Source organism: Micromonospora sp. WMMD754 (assembly GCF_049315235.1).
GTDB lineage: Bacteria > Actinomycetota > Actinomycetes > Mycobacteriales > Micromonosporaceae > Micromonospora > Micromonospora sediminicola.
Genome location: NZ_CP186058.1, coordinates 2,862,893 through 2,879,992, shown reverse-complemented (window position 1 = coordinate 2,879,992; position 17,100 = coordinate 2,862,893). Strand labels below are relative to the sequence as shown.

The following is a 17,100-nucleotide window of genomic DNA, read 5'->3' as shown; positions in this document are numbered from 1 at the left end:
GGCGGGACGCGCGGATTCCCCGCCCGCCCCGCCGTCGGTCGATCGGTCAGTACCAGCCCGAACTCTGCGACTTCTGCCAGGCGCCGCACGGGTTGTCGTACCGGCCCTCGATGTAGCCGAGGCCCCACTTGATCTGGGTGGCCGGGTTGGTCTTCCAGTCGTCCGCCACCGAGCCCATCTTGCTGCCCGGCAGGGCCTGCGGGATCCCGTACGCGCCGGAGCCCGCGTTGTACGCCTTGTGGTTCCAGCCGCTCTCCTTGGTCCAGAGCTTGTCCAGACAGGGGAACTGGTCGATACCGAAGCCCTCGTCGAGCATGATGGCGCAACCGATCTTGCGGTTGCCGCTGAACTCCTCGCACGAGGCCGGGATGGGGCCGTCGTACGGCTTGGCCTTGGCCTCGGCCTCGGCCTTGGCCGCGTCCCGCTCCTTCTTGCGGTTGGCGGCGGCCGCCTCGGCCTGCTTGGCCCGCTCGGCGGCTTCCTTCGCCGCCGCGGCGGCCCGCAGCTTGGCCTGGTACTCGGCGGCCCGCTGCCGGGAGGTCGTCACACGGTGCTCGGCCTGCCGGTCGCGCTGGTAGGCGTACTCCGTCCGGTCGACCTCGAGCCCGACCTGCGCGGTCAGGCCCTGCTGCTGGGTCTGGCGATCCTCGCCCAGGTAGAAGCCACCGGCGACGCCCACGGAGAGCAGTGCGACAGCGGCCGTACGGGCGCCGAACCGGCTCCACAGCCGACTCACGAAGTTTCCCTTCGTCGGGGGCAGGGACACGGCACGCCGCGCGGCCGGGTGCGGCCGGGTACGGGTGCCGTGAGCGCCCCGACCCGACGGTCGAGGCCGACGCGCCGGCGTCCCGTGGCTCCCGCCGTCGTGGCGGAGAAGGCTCAACGATGCTGCCGGTGCGTATGGGGCTCCGGGCCGTGTTCGGCACCGGAGTTGTCGGTGGCGCTCGATGAACACCATCGCGCAGGGTGAGGCCGGTGGGAAACCACGGACGCCAAATGTGATCTGCGCCACACCAAGAATGTGGGCAAAAGCGGGCGTACCAGGGGGTCAGCCCGGGATGTCCTCCAGCAGATCGGTGACCATCGCGGCGATCGGAGAACGCTCCGATCGGCTGAGGGTGACGTGCGCGAAGAGGGGATGCCCCTTCAGCGCCTCGATCACCGCGGTCACCCCGTCGTGCCGACCGACCCGGAGGTTGTCCCGTTGCGCCACGTCGTGGGTGAGCACCACCCGGGAACCCTGGCCGATCCGGGACAGCACGGTGAGCAGCACGCCCCGTTCCAGGGACTGCGCCTCGTCCACGATGACGAAGGCGTCATGCAGGCTCCGGCCGCGGATGTGGGTCAACGGCAGCACCTCCAACAGCCCGCGCGAGGTGACCTCCTCCAGCACGTGCTCGTGCACCACCGCGCCCAGCGTGTCGAAGACGGCCTGGGCCCAGGGCGACATCTTCTCCGACTCCGAGCCGGGCAGGTAGCCGAGTTCCTGGCCACCGACCGCGTACAGCGGGCGGAACACGATCACCTTCTTGTGCCGGCGACGCTCCATCACCGCCTCCAGGCCCGCGCAGAGCGCCAGCGCGGACTTGCCGGTGCCGGCCCGCCCACCCAGCGACACGATCCCGATCGACTCGTCCAGCAGCAGGTCGAGCGCCACCCGCTGCTCCGCCGAGCGCCCGTGCACGCCGAACGCCTCGCGGTCGCCGCGGACCAGCCGCACGGTCTTGTCCGGCAACACCCGGCCGAGCGCCGAGCCCCGCCCGGACTGCAGCACCAGGCCGGTGTGGCAGGGCAGGCCGGCGGCGGCGTCGACGTCGAGCGCCTCGCCCGCGTACAGCCGACCGATCTCCTCCTCGGAGAGCTCCAGCTCGGCCATCCCGGTCCAGGTGGGGTCGCTGGCCTGGCCGTGCCGGTACTCGTCGGCGTGCAGGCCGACCGAGGCCGCCTTGACCCGCAGCGGCATGTCCTTGCTGACCAGGGTCACCTCGCGCCCCTCGGCGGCGAGGTTGAGCGCCACCGAGAGGATCCGCGCGTCGTTCGACTCGTTACGGAACCCCGGCGGCAGCACCCCGTCGTCGGTGTGGTTGAGCTCCACCCGGAGCGTGCCGCCCTGGTCGTTGGCGGGCACCGGCCGGTCCAGCCGGCCGTGTCGCACGCGCAGCTCGTCCAGCATGCGCAGCGACTGGCGGGCGAACCAGCCCAGCTCGGGGTGGTGCCGCTTGCCCTCCAGCTCGGAGATGACCACCAGCGGCAGCACCACCTCGTGCTCGGCGAAGCGGTGGAACGCCGCGGGGTCGGAGAGGAGGACCGAGGTGTCCAGGACGAAGGCCGGGCCGGCTGGTCGGGGCTCCTCGGCGGCGGGGACCGCCGCGGCGGCGCTGCGGCGGCCGCGGGTGGTCCGGCGGGTCGGGGCGGTCGCGGCCGGGGTCTGGTCGGCACCGGCGGGGGTACGGCGAGTGGTCACAGGCCTGCTCCGCGGATGGGCACCCGGCCACCCGAGTTCCGCCTCTTCCGGCGCCCGGCGGGCACGGGGTCGGATGCGGGCCCCGTGCGCGAGTCGTCGCAGGTCCGGGCTGTCCGGCTGGCCCGGGAAAACCCCGTGCCATGCCTAGACGCTAATCGCACCGGGGCCGCGCGGCTAGAGGTGGACGTGGATCACGCCCGTCGGGGAGGTGAACGTGCCCGGAACCGGCCGGGATGCATGCCCCCTGCGCGCACCCCGGCCGGAGCTCCGTCGCCTCAGCCCTGCCGTCGCACCAGGGTTCCGGCCCTCGGCCCGGCACCGGCGGCGCCGAACGAGGACCCGGTGTACGTGGTGCCGGGCCGGGCCGCCACGCCGCCGAGCTGGGCGGTCGCGGTGACGCGTACGGCCGGGGCGGAGCCGGTGCGCCCGGTGACCGCGGTGGGGACGGCGGTGCCCGCGAACGGGGTGGCCGCCCGCCCGACAGACGTCACCACGGTCGGCGCCGGGCCGGCGAGCGCCGAGGCGATGGCGGCCTGCGCGTCCCGGCGCCGGCGGTTCCAGGCGCCCCGGTCGCCGTCGAAGTAGCCCTGGCGGTAGCCGAACCGGTAGCCGATCCGGTAGCTGAGCTGACCGTGCAACCGGCCGGCGGCATAGCAGGTGGAGCCGAGCACCAGGACGAGGACCACGGCGAGAAAGGGGCTCACCGGGTCACCTCCGCCGCCCGGGACGGCGTGGCTCCCCGGCTCATCGCTCGTCCGCCCCGGGCAGCGGGTCGACCACCAGCAGCCGCTCCAGGTCGGCGGTGCTGACCTCCTCGACCAGTTCGACGCTGATCCGGCAGCCGTCGAGGATGACCTCGGCGACGGACGCCCGGCGGATCTCGCCGCCGGAGTCGTAGACGCGCACGCTCAGCTCGGGGCAGCCGAGGTGGGTACGCCAGGCGTCCCACTCCTCCCGGTCACCGACGCTGAGCGAGAGGTAGCGACAGCCCCGGGCGAGATAGACGCGCCACGGCGCGCTCAGCCCGGCGGAGACCCCGTCCGCGATCAGGCCGAACGCCTGGGCGCGGGTCGCGAGCTCGGTCACGAGACCCCCTCGGCACCCGCGGAGTGACGCATGTGAGCACTCGTCGTCTCAAGCACGTGACACACCGTAAGTTGTCTCATGAGCGTGACAGTATCAGCTTTTCGTCCGTTTGCCGCCGTACTCGTGTCCATCTATTCTGCCCGGGTGACACCCCTCAGGAGCAGCTCTGGATCGTTTACCGGAAAACCCGCGACAGCGTCCCGTCGGCGTGACAGCAGCGTGCCGAGCCGGCCCGACGCGGCCGACTGGCCGTACCGTCACGGGGTGACCGAGACGGCCAACGCACGGAAGATCGCCTTCGCCACCTTCGTCCGCCGCGCGCTGGACGACGCCCGCGCGATGCGGGCCTGGAGCGGCACCGAGGTCTCCCGGCGCACCGGCGTCTCCCGCCAGACCATCAACCGCTGGGTGCGCGGCGACTGGGCCAGCGACCCCGAGGCGGAGCGCGTGGTCGCCTTCTGCGAGGGCCTCGGGCTCGACCCGGCGGCCGCGTTCGTCGCACTCGGCTGGGACCGGGCCGCCGGCCCCCGCGCCGACCCGACCCCACCCCCGATGGACCCGGACGTCGAGGCACTGCTGCGCCGGCTGGTCGACCCGAACGTCTCCGACGCGGAGAAGTTCCACATTCGAGAAACCATTCGTTACCTCGCATATCGCCCGACTCTCCCGGCCGTTGTCCGAAATAGGGGTAAACAAGCCGGGTAGTTCCTCAAATGGCGAAAGAACGGAAGGTCAGACCCGATCGTTTCGCCGCGGGGACGGATCGGACCGGCTAGCGTCCACGTTTGTACTGCTAGGGGCTCGTCGTCGGCGGGGGGACGGGACACAGCCGAACCCAGCCCTGCGGGACAGAAGGAGGGGTCTGTCCATGACCCTGAAATGGTTGGCAGTCGTGGTCGCGGTGGTGTCGGTGACATCGTGCGTGACCGGCAACGTGGTGGTCGGCGTACTGAACGGCGGGCAGCTTCCCCTGGTCGCCAATCTTCTCGCGCTCACCACGGCCGGCACCGCGGTGGTCCTCGCCGTCGTGGCCGAGCTGCACGATCGGCTCAACGACCGGGTCAGCGCGCTCACCGAGTTCCTGGTGGCGCGGCTCAACGAGATCGAGGCGCACACCGGCGACCGGAACACCGGTTTCGTGGAGGGCTACCTGCTCAGCCACGGACAGGACGCGGCCGTGGTGCCGTTCGGGCGCCGGGGACGGGGAGCCGCCGAACGCTGACCTCCCACGTCGTCCCGACGTCACATCTCGGCCACGAATACGCCGCCCGGCGCGGGGTACGCTGTCGCGCGTGCCGCCGTTGAATCTGGGCAACCAGCAGCCGAAGACCCCGTTGAACGCGGAGCACGCCTGGCGTGCGACCGCCGCCCGCGTGCGCGACGTGGTGCTCTTCTTCGACTTCGACGGCACGTTGGCGCCGGTCGACGACGATCCCACCGCGGTCCGCCCCGCGCCGAAGGTGCTCACCGCGCTGGAGGCGCTGGCCCCCCGCGTACGCCGGATCGCCATCGTCTCCGCGCGACCGGTCGAGTTCCTCCGCGACCACCTGGGTGGCCTCGACGGCGTGGACCTCTACGGGCTCTACGGCCTGGAGCACAGCCACTCCGGCGGCGAGACGGTCACCGAGCCGGCCGCGCTGCCCTGGGTGCCGACCATGGCCGAGCTGGCCGAGCAGGCCCGGGCCGAGCTGCCGCCGGGCGCCCTGGTGGAGTTCAAGCGGCTCTCCGTCGCGCTGCACTGGCGCACCGCCCCGCAGCTCGGCGACCTGGTGCAGGAGTGGGGCCGGAGCCAGGCCGAGCAGCTCGGCCTGCGCTGCCAGGCCGGTCGGATGGTGCTGGAGCTGAAGCCCCCGGTCGACCGGGACAAGGGCATGGTCATCGGCGAGGCCGTGCGGGACGCCGGTGGCGCCTGGTACTTCGGCGACGACGTCTCCGACATCAAGGCGTTCGCCGCGCTGCGCGCCCGCGCCGCCACCGACCCGGACTTCCTCGGCGTGTGCGTGGCCGTCGCCAACCCGGAGACGGGTCACGAGGTGGCCGACGCCGCCGACCTCACCCTGGACTCCCCCGCCGCCCTCGGCGAGTTCCTCGAGGCCGCCCTCCCCCACCTCACCTGACTCGACCGCCCCTCCTCGTCGGGAGAAGGGCGGGTCAGACGCCGTAGCGGCGCTGGCGGGTGGCGTAGGAGCGCAGGGCGCGGAGGAAGTCGACCTTGCGGAAGTCCGGCCAGTTCAGCTCGCAGAAATAGAACTCCGAGTGCGCGCTCTGCCAGAGCATGAAGCCGGACAGTCGCTGCTCCCCGCTGGTCCGGATGATCAGATCCGGGTCCGGCAGCCCCTTGGTGTAGAGGTGCTCGGAGATGTGGTCGACGTCGATCGACGAGGCCAGCTCCTCGATCGTGCCGCCGTTCGCCGCGTGCTCCAGCAGCAGCGACCGCACCGCGTCGGCGATCTCGCGCCGCCCGCCGTACCCGACGGCGATGTTGACCTGGGCCCCGCCGTCGCGGTCCCGGGTGCGTTCCTCGGCCGCCTTCAGCGCCGCCGCGTGCGGCGCGGGCAGCACGTCGAGCGCGCCCACCATGCGCAGCCGCCAGGGGTTGCCCTCCTCGGCCAGCTCGGTGGTGAGGTCCTCGATGATCTGGAGCAGCGGGTCCAGCTCGGCGGCCGGCCGGGAGAGGTTGTCGGTGGAGAGCAGCCAGAGCGTGACGTGCCCGACGCCGGCGGCGTCGCACCAGCGGAGCAGCTCCTTGATCCGCTCGGCGCCCATCCGGTGGCCGTCGTTCGGGTCGACGAAGCCCATCTCCCGGGCCCATCTGCGGTTGCCGTCGCACATCACGCCGACGTGTGCGGGCACGGGCCTGCCCGCGAGCTTCGCCGTGAGCCGGCGCTCGTACACGGAGTAGAGAAGTTTCCGCAGAGTCATCACCTTGCAGGGTAGCGACCCCGCGGAAAGATCAGTGCCGCGGTGGCGCATCGCGGGACGGCCGGCCGTTCCCGGCCCCACGCGGGCGCGGCACCCCGGCCGCGACGGCGGCGAGCGTGCGGGCGTCCAGGCGCCCGTCGCCGAGCCCCAGCTCCACCACCGTCCGGTAGACCCGCTCGTCCCGACCGGCGGCCCCGATCACCGCGTCGACCACCCACCGGCGCCGGGCCAGCCAGGCCGCCGCCGAACTGTGCCGCAGGTGGACGCCGAGCCGGGCGCGCAGCGCGGTGGCGTACCGACGGGCCGCGTCGGCGGGCGCGCCGGCCGCCGCCGCCCCGGCCAGGGCGCCGGAGCGCAGCGCGTAGAAGATCCCCTCGCCGGTGAACGGGTTGATCAACGACAGCGCGTCGCCGGCCAGCAGCACCCGGCCCCGCCCGGGCGCCGGCCGGTGGGTGGAGAGCGGCAGGTGGTGCGCGCGCAGGTCGGTCACCGTGGCGGGGTCGGTGCCGGGCAGCAGCGCGGCCATCCGGTCCACCAGGTGCGCGCGGGTCAGCGGCTCACCGCGCAACACCTCCCCGTACCCGACGTTCGCGCGCCCGTCCCCGATCGGAAAGGCCCAGGCGTACGCGGGCCAGCGCTCCGCCGACGTGACGATGAGCTGCTCGGGCGGGCCGGGCGGCGCGGGCGCGTAGCCCCGGATGGCGAGCGCGAGGTGCCGGTCCGGGTTCACCGGGTGCCCGAGCGCCCGGCGCAGCACCGACCCGGCGCCGTCCGCCCCGACCACCGCCCGACCGGCCAGGTCCCCGTCGAGCACCACCCGGTCGGCGCCCACCTCCACCGCGCGGACGGTGTGCCGCCGCAGCTCCACCCCGGCCTCGACCGCCGCCCGGACCAGGCGCGCGTCGAACACCTTCCGGGGCACCGTGTACGCGGGCCGGGGCAGCGCCCGGGCCACCGTGCCGCCACCGGGCCCGACCAGGCGCAGCGCGGGCAGCGGCGGGTATCCGTCGACGGCGCCGGTCACGCCCAGCTCGGCGAGCACGTCCAACGCGTGCGCGGCGATGCCGTCCCCGCACGCCTTGTCGCGTGGGAAGTCGTACCGGTCGAGCAGCAGGACCCGGGCCGCGCCCGCCCGCCGTGCCGCGAGCGCCGCCGCCGCCCCGGCCGGCCCCGCCCCCACCACCACGACGTCCCACACCGCGCCCACCACCCCCACATCCTCCCCCGCCACAGCTCCCCCGCCCCCGCACCGCGCCCGCCGCGGTCGGAGTTGACCAAGGAGTTCGCGTCAGCTCCGAGCCCGCGCTCCGACCCGAACTCCTTGATCACCGCGCCGGCCCGGGCGGGGACGCGGGCGCGGTGGGGTGCGTGGGTCAGGGGGTGGTGCGGTGGAGGGAGTAGAGGGTGAGGGCGGCGGCGGTCAGCAGGGGGGCGCCGTCGCGGATCAGGCCGTCGACGCCGAGCAGCCACCAGCAGAGCGGCAGGTCGAGCGCGAGCACGCCGAGCGTGACGACGACCAGCGCCCGGCGCGCCCAGCCGCGGCCGCGCAGCAGGAACGCGGTGCAGAAGAGCACCGCGTAGCTGACCGCGATGCCGGCGCCGAACCAGAGGAACAGGGCGGGCACGGCGGCGATCCGCCCGTCCAGCACGGACCCGGTCGCCACCAGCGCCGGCACCAGCATCAGCGGGCTGTAGGTGAACGCGGCGACCCGGGCGGTGAGCAGCCAGCCGTTCGCCTGCGGGCGCTTCGGCACCACCTCCCGCCAGGAGATGGTGCCGCCCTCGACGACCAGGCCCTTGCGGTGCCGGACCAGGTGGGCGCGGACCGCGTCGGAGCGGTAGAGCAGCACCACCACGGCGACACAGAGCGCGCTGAGCGCGGCGAACCCGACCAGGCCGGGCAGCGCGGGCACCCCGGCCCGGGGTACGACCAACCGGCCCACCGCGAAGATCGTGGTCACCGCGAGGATCAGTCCGAACGGCCGGGCGCCCACCCGGCCCTTGTTCACCTGCCCGATCAGCAGCACGAAGCCCAGCGACCGGAGCATCGCCCAGCCCGTGCGGACCGCGAGGCCGAACTCCTGCTCCGGGGCGTACCAGTAGTTGAGCAGCTCGACCGCGACGGTGGCCGCCGCGGTCACGGCGAGCAGCGTGGTCAGCGCCCGGACGGCGGACGGCCGCCGGACCTCGACAGGTTCGACGGCCGTCCTCATGGCATCCGATGTTGCCCGGTGCGGGCAACCGGCACACCTCTTACTTCTGCGGCTCCGCGTCCAGCCGGGCGCGCAGCGCGTCCAACTCGGCCCAGAGCACGCCGGGGAGCTTGTCCCCGAACTTCTCGAACCACTCGGTGACCAGCGGCAGCTCCTTGCGCCACTCCTCCGGGTCCACCTTCAGGGCGATCCGGACGTCCTCGGGCGTCATGTCGAGGCCCTCGACGTCCAGCGCGTCCTGCGCCGGGACCATGCCGATCGGGGTCTCCACCGCGTCGGCCGTGCCCTCCAGGCGCTCGATGACCCACTTGAGCACCCGGGAGTTCTCGCCGAAGCCCGGCCAGAGGAAGCTGCCCTCGGCGTCCTTGCGGAACCAGTTGACGTAGTAGATCTTGGGCAGCTTGGCCTCGTCGCCGTCGGCGCCCTTGCCCATCTCGATCCAGTGCCGGAAGTAGTCACCGGCGTGGTAGCCGATGAACGGCAGCATGGCCATCGGGTCGCGCCGCACCACGCCGACCGCGCCGGACGCGGCAGCGGTGGTCTCCGAGGAGAGCGTCGCGCCCATGTAGACGCCGTGCACCCAGTCGCGTGCCTCGGTCACCAGCGGGACGGTGTCCCGCCGCCGGCCGCCGAACAGGATCGCGTCGATCGGCACGCCGTTCGGGTCGTAGTAGTCCTCGGCCAGGATCGGGCACTGGGTGATCGGGGTGCAGAACCGGCTGTTCGCGTGCGAGGAGAGGTTGTCGCTCTCCGGCGTCCAGTCGTTGCCCTTCCAGTCGATCAGGTGGGCCGGCGGCTCACCCATGCCCTCCCACCAGATGTCGCCGTCGTCGGTGAGCGCGACGTTGGTGAAGATGGAGTTGCCGCGGTCCAGCGTGCGCATGGCGTTGGCGTTGGTCTTCCAGTCGGTGCCGGGCGCGACGCCGAACAGGCCGTACTCCGGGTTGACCGCGTAGAGGCGGCCGTCCGGGCCGAAGCGCATCCAGGCGATGTCGTCGCCGATGGTCTCGACCTTCCAACCCGGGATGGTCGGCTCCAGCATGGCGAGGTTGGTCTTGCCGCAGGCCGACGGGAACGCGCCGGCGATGTGGTAGACCTTGCCCTCGGGCGAGGTGATCTTGAGGATGAGCATGTGCTCGGCGAGCCAGCCCTCGTCGCGCCCCATCACGCTGGCGATCCGCAGCGAGTAGCACTTCTTGCCGAGCAGCGAGTTGCCGCCGTAGCCGGAGCCGTAGGACCAGATCTCCCGGGTCTCCGGGAAGTGCGAGATGTACTTGGTCTCGTTGCACGGCCAGGCCACGTCCTGCTGGCCGGGCGCCAGCGGCGCGCCGATCGAGTGCAGCGCGTGCACGAAGTCGGCGTCGTCGCCCATCGCCTCCAGGACCGACGACCCCATCCGGGTCATGATCCGCATCGAGGCGACCACGTACGGGCTGTCGGTGATCTCGACGCCGAACATGGGGTTCTCGGCCTCGACCGGCCCCATGCAGAACGGGATGACGTACATGGTGCGACCGCGCATGCTGCCGCGGTAGAGGTCCGTCATCGTCCGCTTCATCTCGGCCGGCGCCATCCAGTTGTTGGTGGGGCCGGCGTCCGCCTCGTCGACGGAGCAGATGAAGGTGCGCTCCTCGACCCGGGCGACGTCCGTCGGGTCCGTCCGCGCGTAGAACGAGTTCGGCTTCTTCTCGGGATTCAGCCGGACCAGGGTGCCGTTGTCGACGAGTTCGTCGGTGAGGCGACGCCACTCCTCGTCGGACCCGTCCACCCAGACCACGCGGTCGGGGGTGGTCAGTTCCGCGACCTCACGTACCCAGGAGAGCAGTTTGGGGTGGGACGTCGGGGCCTGATCGATACCCCGAACAGTAGCCGGAGCAACCATGTCACATCTCCTTGTGGTCGACGCTGACCGATCTATGGGATGCACGAGCTCTGGCGGGCGAGTGCGCCGCCGTCGTGGAAACCTGGGATTGGGCTCAGCGTAAACCGGGCTGCCTCGCCAGTCAGTGGGACTGGTTGTGAAGAACTGCACAAGGTACGGCCACGCTGCGGCATCGCGATCTGATACCCGCTTTCGCGCGCAGTTTCACGCAAATCCTGCGGTGAACCTTCGCCGGCCCGGTCCGTCACCCGTCCGGCCGCGACGTCCGATCCGCGGATGCACACGGGGATGTCACGAAAGGCGATTCCGTGATGTGCTCCACACATTCGTACAGCCGGTTACGCTCTGCTCACGGACCACCGAAAAGGGCGGCGGCGCGCCGGCGGGGAGGACCGGGCGGAACGCCGGCGTCCAAGTTGCCCCGGCCGACTCGCCGTTGCGGTCGGTCCCCCTACCGTGCAACCGGTACTCTCGGCGGGTGGCCGCGACGATGACCGGGGACCAACCGGGTGCCCCGCAGACCCGTCGGGGTCCGATCGGGGCCCTCCTCCACCGTTTCGGCCACCTGATCCACGAGTTGAGCAAGTTCGCCACCGTCGGCGGCTTCGCCTTCCTGGTGGACTTCGCCCTCTTTAACTATCTGTCGAGCGGTCGGGGCATGCCGCCCCTGGCGGCCAAGACGATCTCCACCGTCATCGCCGCGACCATCGCCTTCCTCGGCAACCGGTTCTGGACCTGGCGACACCGCCAACGGTCCAACCCCGCCCGCGAGTACGCGCTGTTCTTCTTCTTCAACGGCGTGGGCCTCGGCATCGCGGTGGCCTGCCTGGCGATCAGCCGCTACGGCCTGGGGGCGATCTGGCCCGGGGTGTTCCAGACCCCGCTGGCCGACAACATCGCCAGCTTCATCGTCGGCACCGGCCTGGGCACACTGTTCCGGTTCTGGTCCTACCGACGGTTCGTCTTCGTCGAGGCGGGAACTCCCCCCGTTCCGGCAACGAGCCACGACCGAGAGTCCGGGGCGTGACCCACCGCCCATCCCGACCCGCCGGGCCCAGCCGGCCCTGCCCACTGCCCTAAGGTGTTCCGCATGCCTGGAGTCCGTCTGCTGCCCGAGCGCTGGCAGAAGTTCATCCACGAGGCGCTCAAATTCGGCATCGTCGGCGGCATCAACACCGTCATCAATTACGCGGTGTTCAATGCGTTGGCACTCACGGTTTTTCGCGACGGCCAGCTGAAGGCGACCGTGATCGCGACGATCGTCGCGACCATCACGTCGTATCTGATGAATCGTCACTGGACGTACCGCGATCGACCGAAATCGGCGCTACGGCGCGAATACGCCCTGTTCTTCCTGTTCAACGGCGCCGGCCTGCTCATCGAACTCGGTGTGCTGGCCCTGGCCAAGTACGGCCTCGGCGTCCACGGCCTGCTGGCGCTCAACGTGGCGAAGACGATCGGTGTCCTGCTGGCCACGCTCTTCCGTTTCTGGTCCTACCGCACGTTCGTCTTCCAGCCGGTGCCGAAGCACGCCGAGGAGACCTGGCACTCGGTGCCACGTGACGAGTGGGACAACGTCGCCGAGATGGACCCGGTGGCCGAGCTGGCCGAGTCCGTCAGCGAGCTGGAGGAGGAGGAACCGCCACTGGGCGCCGGAGGGCGGGCGGTGGCCGACTACTCCCCGCCCCAGGGGCGTACCGCACCCGCCGACGCCGGCCTGGGCGGCGCCCTCGGCGCGGACCTGGACGCGGAACTCGCCGCCGAGCTCCAACCGCGGCGCGCCCGCCGCTGACCGACCGACCTCGCCGCCCCCGCCCACCCGGACGGGGGCGGCGGCGTACGTCAGGACGGGTCGCGCAGCGGCTTGCCCTCGGCCATGTCGGCCAGGATCTCGCGCATCTCGCCGTCACCCAGGCTGTGCTTGTCGTGCTGGGCCTCGACCAGCTCGTAGAGCTTCGTCTGCACCCGGTCCACGTGCGGTACGTCGGCGAGCACCGACTGGCCCCGCTCGCCGGCCGACTCGATGGTGAGCGTGCCGCAGCCGAGCATCCGCTCGACGAACTTCTGGTGCATGGCGTGGTCGTTGATCCGGGTCAGCGGCAGGTCCCGCCGGTTGCGCGAGAACACCCCCTCCTGGAGCAGCACCCGCTCGTTGGTGAAGAGGTAGTGCGTGGTGCGCCAGACCAGGAACGGCCAGAGCCCCCACCACAACGCCAGCACCAGGCCGAGCCCGGCGATGGCGTAGAGCGCGATGGTGCCGCCGTCGCCGTCGGGCAGCAGGACCCAGCCCGCGACCACCGCCGCGACGGTGAGCACCAGCACCAGGATCGGCCGGATCAGGGCCTTCCAGTGCGGGTGCAGGTGCAGCACGACGTGCTCGTCCTCGGTGAGCACGTCTTCGGGGAACGCCACGGGAACCTCCTCGCAGAACCGGACGCGCTGACCGTAACCGGTCGGCGCACCCCGGCGGCATCGGCCGCGCGGGCGGCTGCCCCGTGGGTGTTAAGAGGGGGCCCTTCCTCTACCGGAGGCGTTAATAGGGGGCCCTTCCTTTCACCTCAGGTGGAGCACGTCGCCGGCGGCGAGACGGAGCGTCTCACCGGCCGCGTCCACCAGGAGCTGCCCGTCCGGGTCCACGCCGGTCGCCGTGCCGTGCACCTCGCGGCCGTCCGGCAGCAACACCCGCACCTGGCGGCCCACCGTGGCGCACCCGCCCAGGTACGCGTCGCGCAGCCCGCTGGCCACCGCGTCACCGCCGGCGTCGCGCCAGCGCTCGTACCAGTCGGCGAGCGCGCGCAGCAGCGCCCGCACCAGCGGGTCCCGGTCGGTGGCGGTGGCGCCGGCGAGCCGCAGCGAGGTCGCGGGCAGGCCGGTCGGGTTCTCCGGCAGCTCGTCGGCGCGCAGCGTCACGTTCAGGCCGACCCCGACCACGATCGCCGGCGGTTGGGCGCCGTCGCCGGGCACCGCCTCGGCCAGCACGCCGGCGCACTTCGCGCCGTCGACCAGCAGGTCGTTCGGCCACTTCAGCCGGGCGTCCACCTCGGCCAGCCGGCGTACCGCCTCGACCAGCGCGACGCCGGCCAGCAACGGCAGCCAGCCGTACCCGGTGGCCGGCACGGGCGCCCAGCCGCGCTCGGGGACCGCCTCGCCCGGCCGGAGCAGGACGCTGGCCGCGATGCCGGCACGCGGCGGCGACTGCCAGACCCGGCCGCGCCGGCCCCGGCCGGCGGTCTGCCGCTCGGCGACCACCACCAGGCCCTCCGGCTCGCCGGCCCGCGCCGCCGTCACCACGTCGGCGTTGGTCGAGCCGGTCTCCGCCAGCAACTCCAGCCGGCGCCACGGCCCGTGCGGCGCGACCAGCGCGCGGCGCAGCCGGGCCGCCGACAGCGGCGGTCGGTCCAGATCCGTGTACGGCGAGCCGGGCATCCCGCCAGCCTACGGCCCGGGGTGAGGCGCACTGCACAACCTCACGCACCTGAACCATCGTTATATTCCACGGGTGACTACCGAGACCGGGATCAACATCCACACGACCGCCGGCAAGCTGGCGGACCTGGAGCGACGGCTCGACGAGGCGGTGCACGCCGGGTCGGCACGCGCGGTCGAGAAGCAGCACGCGCGGGGCAAGAAGACCGCCCGGGAGCGGATCGAGATGCTCCTCGACGAGGGCTCCTTCGTCGAGCTGGACGAGTTCGCCCGCCACCGCTCCACCAACTTCGGGCTGGAGAAGACCCGCCCGTACGGGGACGGGGTGGTGACCGGCTACGGCACCGTGGACGGCCGGCAGATCTGCGTCTTCGCGCAGGACTTCACCGTCTTCGGCGGCTCGCTGGGCGAGGTCTTCGGCGAGAAGATCGTCAAGCTGATGGACCTGGCCATGAAGATCGGCTGCCCGGTGGTCGGGATCAACGACTCCGGCGGCGCGCGGATCCAGGAGGGCGTCGCCTCGCTCGGCCTCTACGGCGAGATCTTCTTCCGCAACGTGCGGGCCAGCGGCGTCATCCCGCAGATCTCACTCATCATGGGTCCGTGCGCGGGTGGGGCGGTCTACTCCCCGGCGGTCACCGACTTCACCGTGATGGTCGACCAGACCTCGCACATGTTCATCACCGGCCCCGACGTGATCAAGACGGTCACCGGCGAGGACGTCGGCATGGAGGAGCTGGGCGGCGCCCGCACCCACAACGCCCGCAGCGGCAACGCGCACTACCTCGGCACGGACGAGGAGGACGCGATCGAGTACGTCAAGGCGCTGCTGTCCTACCTGCCGTCGAACAACCTGGACGAGCCGGTGGTGTTCGACGCACCGGCCGAGCTGGCGATCACCGACGAGGACCGGGAGCTGGACACGCTGATCCCGGACTCGGCCAACCAGCCGTACGACATGCACCGGGTCATCGAGCACGTGCTCGACGACGGCGAGTTCCTGGAGGTGCAGCCGCTCTACGCGCAGAACATGGTGGTCGGCTTCGGCCGGGTCGAGGGTCGCCCGGTCGGCGTGGTCGCCAACCAGCCGATGCAGTTCGCCGGCACGCTGGACATCGCCGCGTCCGAGAAGGCCGCCCGGTTCGTCCGCACCTGCGACGCGTTCAACGTCCCGGTGCTGACGTTCGTGGACGTGCCCGGCTTCCTGCCCGGCACCGGGCAGGAGTGGGACGGCATCATCCGCCGCGGCGCGAAGCTCATCTACGCGTACGCCGAGGCGACCGTCCCCAAGGTCACCGTGATCACCCGTAAGGCGTACGGCGGAGCGTACGACGTGATGGGCTCCAAGCACCTGGGCGCGGACCTGAACTTCGCCTGGCCGACGGCGCAGATCGCGGTGATGGGCGCGCAGGGCGCGGTGAACATCCTCTACCGCTCCGAGTTGGCCAACGCCGAGGACCCGGCCGCGGTCCGGGCGGAGAAGATCGCCGAGTACGAGGACACGCTGGCCAACCCGTACATCGCGGCCGAGCGCGGATACGTGGACGGGGTGATCCCGCCGCACGAGACGCGTACCCAGATCGTCCGGGCGCTGCGGGTGCTGCGCACCAAGCGCGAGACGCTGCCGCCGAAGAAGCACGGCAACATCCCGCTGTGACGAGGCCGTCGGCGCCCCCGCCGGGAGAGCGGCGGGGGCGCCGACGTGTCAGCACCCCGGGTATGCGGCCACGCACATCCGCTCGGCCGCGACCCGGGCCATCTGCCTCACCTGCGCCTCGGTCACCCTGGCCTCGGGCACCTGGCCCTGGGGCAGGTCGGTCCGCAGCCGGCCGGACGGGATCAACACCGTCACCAGGTCACCCGCCCGTACCACCAGCCGGTCCTCGAACAACGGCGCATAGCCGGCCGGCCGGCCGGTCGTCTCGTCCGGCGGCACGCTCGCCTCGTGCCGCAGCAGCAGCGCCTGGTCTCCGGCGAAGCCGCTCGCCGCGACGTACCAGCGGTGCACGACCTCGGCGCTGACCGTCCCCCGCTCGGTGTAGGCCTTGCCGGTCGTCCGCCACGCGCCGCAGGCCGCGACAGTGCCCTCCAGGTCGGTGACGAACCGGCCCGCCGCCTCGGGCCCCATCCGGTAGACGTCCTGGGTGAGGACCGATCCGATGGTGGTCGCGGGCTCGGTCGGCGGTTCCATCAGGGTCTGCGACAGCGAGTAGCGCGAGCGCGGTTCCTCGGCCGGCCGCCCCTGCTCGCGGGCGCAGACCTGGAGGAGGTCGTCGACCCGGACCGGCTCGTCGATGCCGCTCTCGCTGAGCCGCTCGCCGGTCGGAACGGGGATGTCGGCCGGTTCCAGCATCGCCTCGGCCACGATCTCCCCCGGCCCGTCGACGGCACCGGCGGCAAGCGGTGGCGGCGCACCGGCCCGGTCCACGAGCGTCGCGGTGAGCGCCGCGACGACCACCACCGAGGCCGCGGCGAGCGCGGCGGAGCGTCGGCTGCGCCGCCGGGCCGTGGCCCGGATCGCCTCCGGCTCCGGCCAGGTGACGTTGCGCAGATCCCGGTGCAGCAACTCCACGAGTGCGACGTCGTCAGGCATCTGCCGCCTCCTCCTCCAGGTCCACCACGGCGAGCAGCCCGGCGAGCGCGGTCCGCCCCCGGGACAACCGCGCCTTCACGGTGCCGACCGGGGCCTCGGTCTCCCGGGCCACCTCGGCGACCGGCATGCCGACCAGGTAGTAGAGCGCGATGGCGACGCGTTGCTCCTCGGGCAGCCGCCGCAACGCCGCCACCACCTCGACCGTGTCGGTGTTCGGGCCCGGCACGCTGTCCTCCGCCCCGTGTCGCAGGTAGGCCCGGGCCCGGCTGCGCAGGCTGCGCCACCGGCTCACCGCGATCCGGCTGGCCACCACCCGCAGCCAGGCCTCCGGGTCGTCGTACCCGCGCACCGTCGACCACCGCTGCCAGGCCCGGATGTACGCCTCCTGCACGGCGTCCTGCGCCTCGGCGAGGTTGCCGGTGAGCACGTAGACGAAGCCGAGCAGCCGTTGCCGGCTCCCCCGGTAGAACTCGTCGAACCCGTCGACGTCCGGCACCTGCTACCTCCCCCGTGA

The 17,100-nt window shown here is 72.3% G+C and carries 18 protein-coding genes; 6 read left to right on the top strand and 12 right to left on the bottom strand.

Going from position 1 to position 17,100, the window contains the following annotated elements:
* Positions 1-46 precede the first annotated feature (46 nt).
* The 4 genes from ACN27B_RS14130 to ACN27B_RS14115 form a co-directional block, all read right to left on the bottom strand.
* Positions 47-736, bottom strand: a complete 690-nt coding sequence (locus ACN27B_RS14130; protein ID WP_172967853.1) for a lytic transglycosylase domain-containing protein — start codon at positions 734-736, stop codon at positions 47-49.
* A gap of 312 nt (positions 737-1,048) precedes the next feature.
* The gene (locus tag ACN27B_RS14125) at positions 1,049-2,464 is read right to left on the bottom strand and encodes a PhoH family protein (protein WP_091582101.1); all 1,416 of its coding nucleotides are present in this window, start codon (positions 2,462-2,464) and stop codon (positions 1,049-1,051) included.
* Between the two features lie 275 nt (positions 2,465-2,739).
* Entirely contained in the window at positions 2,740-3,168 is a 429-nt protein-coding gene (locus ACN27B_RS14120; RefSeq protein WP_091582105.1) for a hypothetical protein, read from the bottom strand.
* 40 nt (positions 3,169-3,208) lie between these two features.
* Positions 3,209-3,550 carry a hypothetical protein gene (locus ACN27B_RS14115; RefSeq protein ID WP_091582110.1) on the bottom strand — a complete coding sequence of 114 codons (342 nt, stop codon included), beginning with the start codon at positions 3,548-3,550 and terminating at the stop codon, positions 3,209-3,211.
* A gap of 264 nt (positions 3,551-3,814) precedes the next feature.
* Between ACN27B_RS14115 and ACN27B_RS14110 the strand changes: the two genes are divergently transcribed.
* The 3 genes from ACN27B_RS14110 (at position 3,815) to otsB (ending at position 5,667) form a co-directional block, all read left to right on the top strand.
* Entirely contained in the window at positions 3,815-4,255 is a 441-nt protein-coding gene (locus ACN27B_RS14110; RefSeq protein ID WP_091584191.1) for a helix-turn-helix domain-containing protein, read from the top strand.
* Positions 4,256-4,418: 163 nt separating this feature from the next.
* Positions 4,419-4,772 (top strand): hypothetical protein, encoded by a 354-nt coding sequence (locus ACN27B_RS14105; RefSeq protein WP_099162569.1) that lies wholly within the window; start codon positions 4,419-4,421, stop codon positions 4,770-4,772.
* A 70-nt stretch (positions 4,773-4,842) separates the two neighbouring features.
* Positions 4,843-5,667, top strand: a complete 825-nt coding sequence (gene otsB, locus ACN27B_RS14100) for a trehalose-phosphatase (RefSeq protein WP_422745345.1) — start codon at positions 4,843-4,845, stop codon at positions 5,665-5,667.
* Between the two features lie 34 nt (positions 5,668-5,701).
* On the opposite strand, the gene ACN27B_RS14095 is transcribed toward otsB, so the two are convergent.
* The 4 genes from ACN27B_RS14095 to ACN27B_RS14080 all read right to left on the bottom strand — a co-directional run bounded on the left by ACN27B_RS14095 (position 5,702) and on the right by ACN27B_RS14080 (position 10,567).
* Positions 5,702-6,472 (bottom strand): isoprenyl transferase, encoded by a 771-nt coding sequence (locus ACN27B_RS14095; RefSeq protein ID WP_091582120.1) that lies wholly within the window; start codon positions 6,470-6,472, stop codon positions 5,702-5,704.
* Positions 6,473-6,503: 31 nt separating this feature from the next.
* Positions 6,504-7,670 carry a geranylgeranyl reductase family protein gene (locus tag ACN27B_RS14090; RefSeq protein ID WP_422745969.1) on the bottom strand — a complete coding sequence of 389 codons (1,167 nt, stop codon included), beginning with the start codon at positions 7,668-7,670 and terminating at the stop codon, positions 6,504-6,506.
* Between the two features lie 175 nt (positions 7,671-7,845).
* Complete coding sequence (locus ACN27B_RS14085; RefSeq protein ID WP_422745342.1) at positions 7,846-8,685, bottom strand: hypothetical protein; 840 nt, start codon at positions 8,683-8,685, stop codon at positions 7,846-7,848.
* A gap of 40 nt (positions 8,686-8,725) precedes the next feature.
* A complete protein-coding gene (locus tag ACN27B_RS14080) occupies positions 8,726-10,567 on the bottom strand; it encodes a phosphoenolpyruvate carboxykinase (GTP) (RefSeq protein WP_098743697.1) in 1,842 nt (613 codons plus the stop codon).
* Positions 10,568-10,703: 136 nt separating this feature from the next.
* Between ACN27B_RS14080 and ACN27B_RS14075 the strand changes: the two genes are divergently transcribed.
* Together ACN27B_RS14075 and ACN27B_RS14070 are read left to right on the top strand one after the other, a co-directional pair.
* Entirely contained in the window at positions 10,704-11,594 is an 891-nt protein-coding gene (locus ACN27B_RS14075) for a GtrA family protein (protein ID WP_422745339.1), read from the top strand.
* 63 nt (positions 11,595-11,657) lie between these two features.
* Entirely contained in the window at positions 11,658-12,359 is a 702-nt protein-coding gene (locus ACN27B_RS14070; protein ID WP_091582129.1) for a GtrA family protein, read from the top strand.
* Between the two features lie 50 nt (positions 12,360-12,409).
* Here ACN27B_RS14070 and ACN27B_RS14065 read toward each other — a convergent pair whose 3' ends face one another.
* Together ACN27B_RS14065 and ACN27B_RS14060 are read right to left on the bottom strand one after the other, a co-directional pair.
* Positions 12,410-12,979, bottom strand: coding sequence for a PH domain-containing protein (locus ACN27B_RS14065; RefSeq protein WP_091582131.1), 570 nt, complete (start codon positions 12,977-12,979; stop codon positions 12,410-12,412).
* Positions 12,980-13,120: 141 nt separating this feature from the next.
* Entirely contained in the window at positions 13,121-13,993 is an 873-nt protein-coding gene (locus ACN27B_RS14060; protein WP_422745335.1) for a biotin--[acetyl-CoA-carboxylase] ligase, read from the bottom strand.
* A gap of 73 nt (positions 13,994-14,066) precedes the next feature.
* Between ACN27B_RS14060 and ACN27B_RS14055 the strand changes: the two genes are divergently transcribed.
* On the top strand, positions 14,067-15,650 hold the full coding sequence (locus ACN27B_RS14055) for an acyl-CoA carboxylase subunit beta (RefSeq protein ID WP_091582135.1): 1,584 nt from the start codon (positions 14,067-14,069) through the stop codon (positions 15,648-15,650).
* A 48-nt stretch (positions 15,651-15,698) separates the two neighbouring features.
* Here the strand turns inward: ACN27B_RS14055 and ACN27B_RS14050 are convergent, their stop codons facing one another.
* Complete coding sequence (locus tag ACN27B_RS14050) at positions 15,699-16,586, bottom strand: hypothetical protein (protein WP_099162574.1); 888 nt, start codon at positions 16,584-16,586, stop codon at positions 15,699-15,701.
* Positions 16,579-17,082: a SigE family RNA polymerase sigma factor gene (locus tag ACN27B_RS14045; protein WP_422745332.1), complete on the bottom strand. Its 504-nt coding sequence runs from the start codon at positions 17,080-17,082 to the stop codon at positions 16,579-16,581. Before ACN27B_RS14045 ends, ACN27B_RS14050 begins: the two co-directional genes overlap by 8 nt.
* Positions 17,083-17,100: the final 18 nt, after the last annotated feature.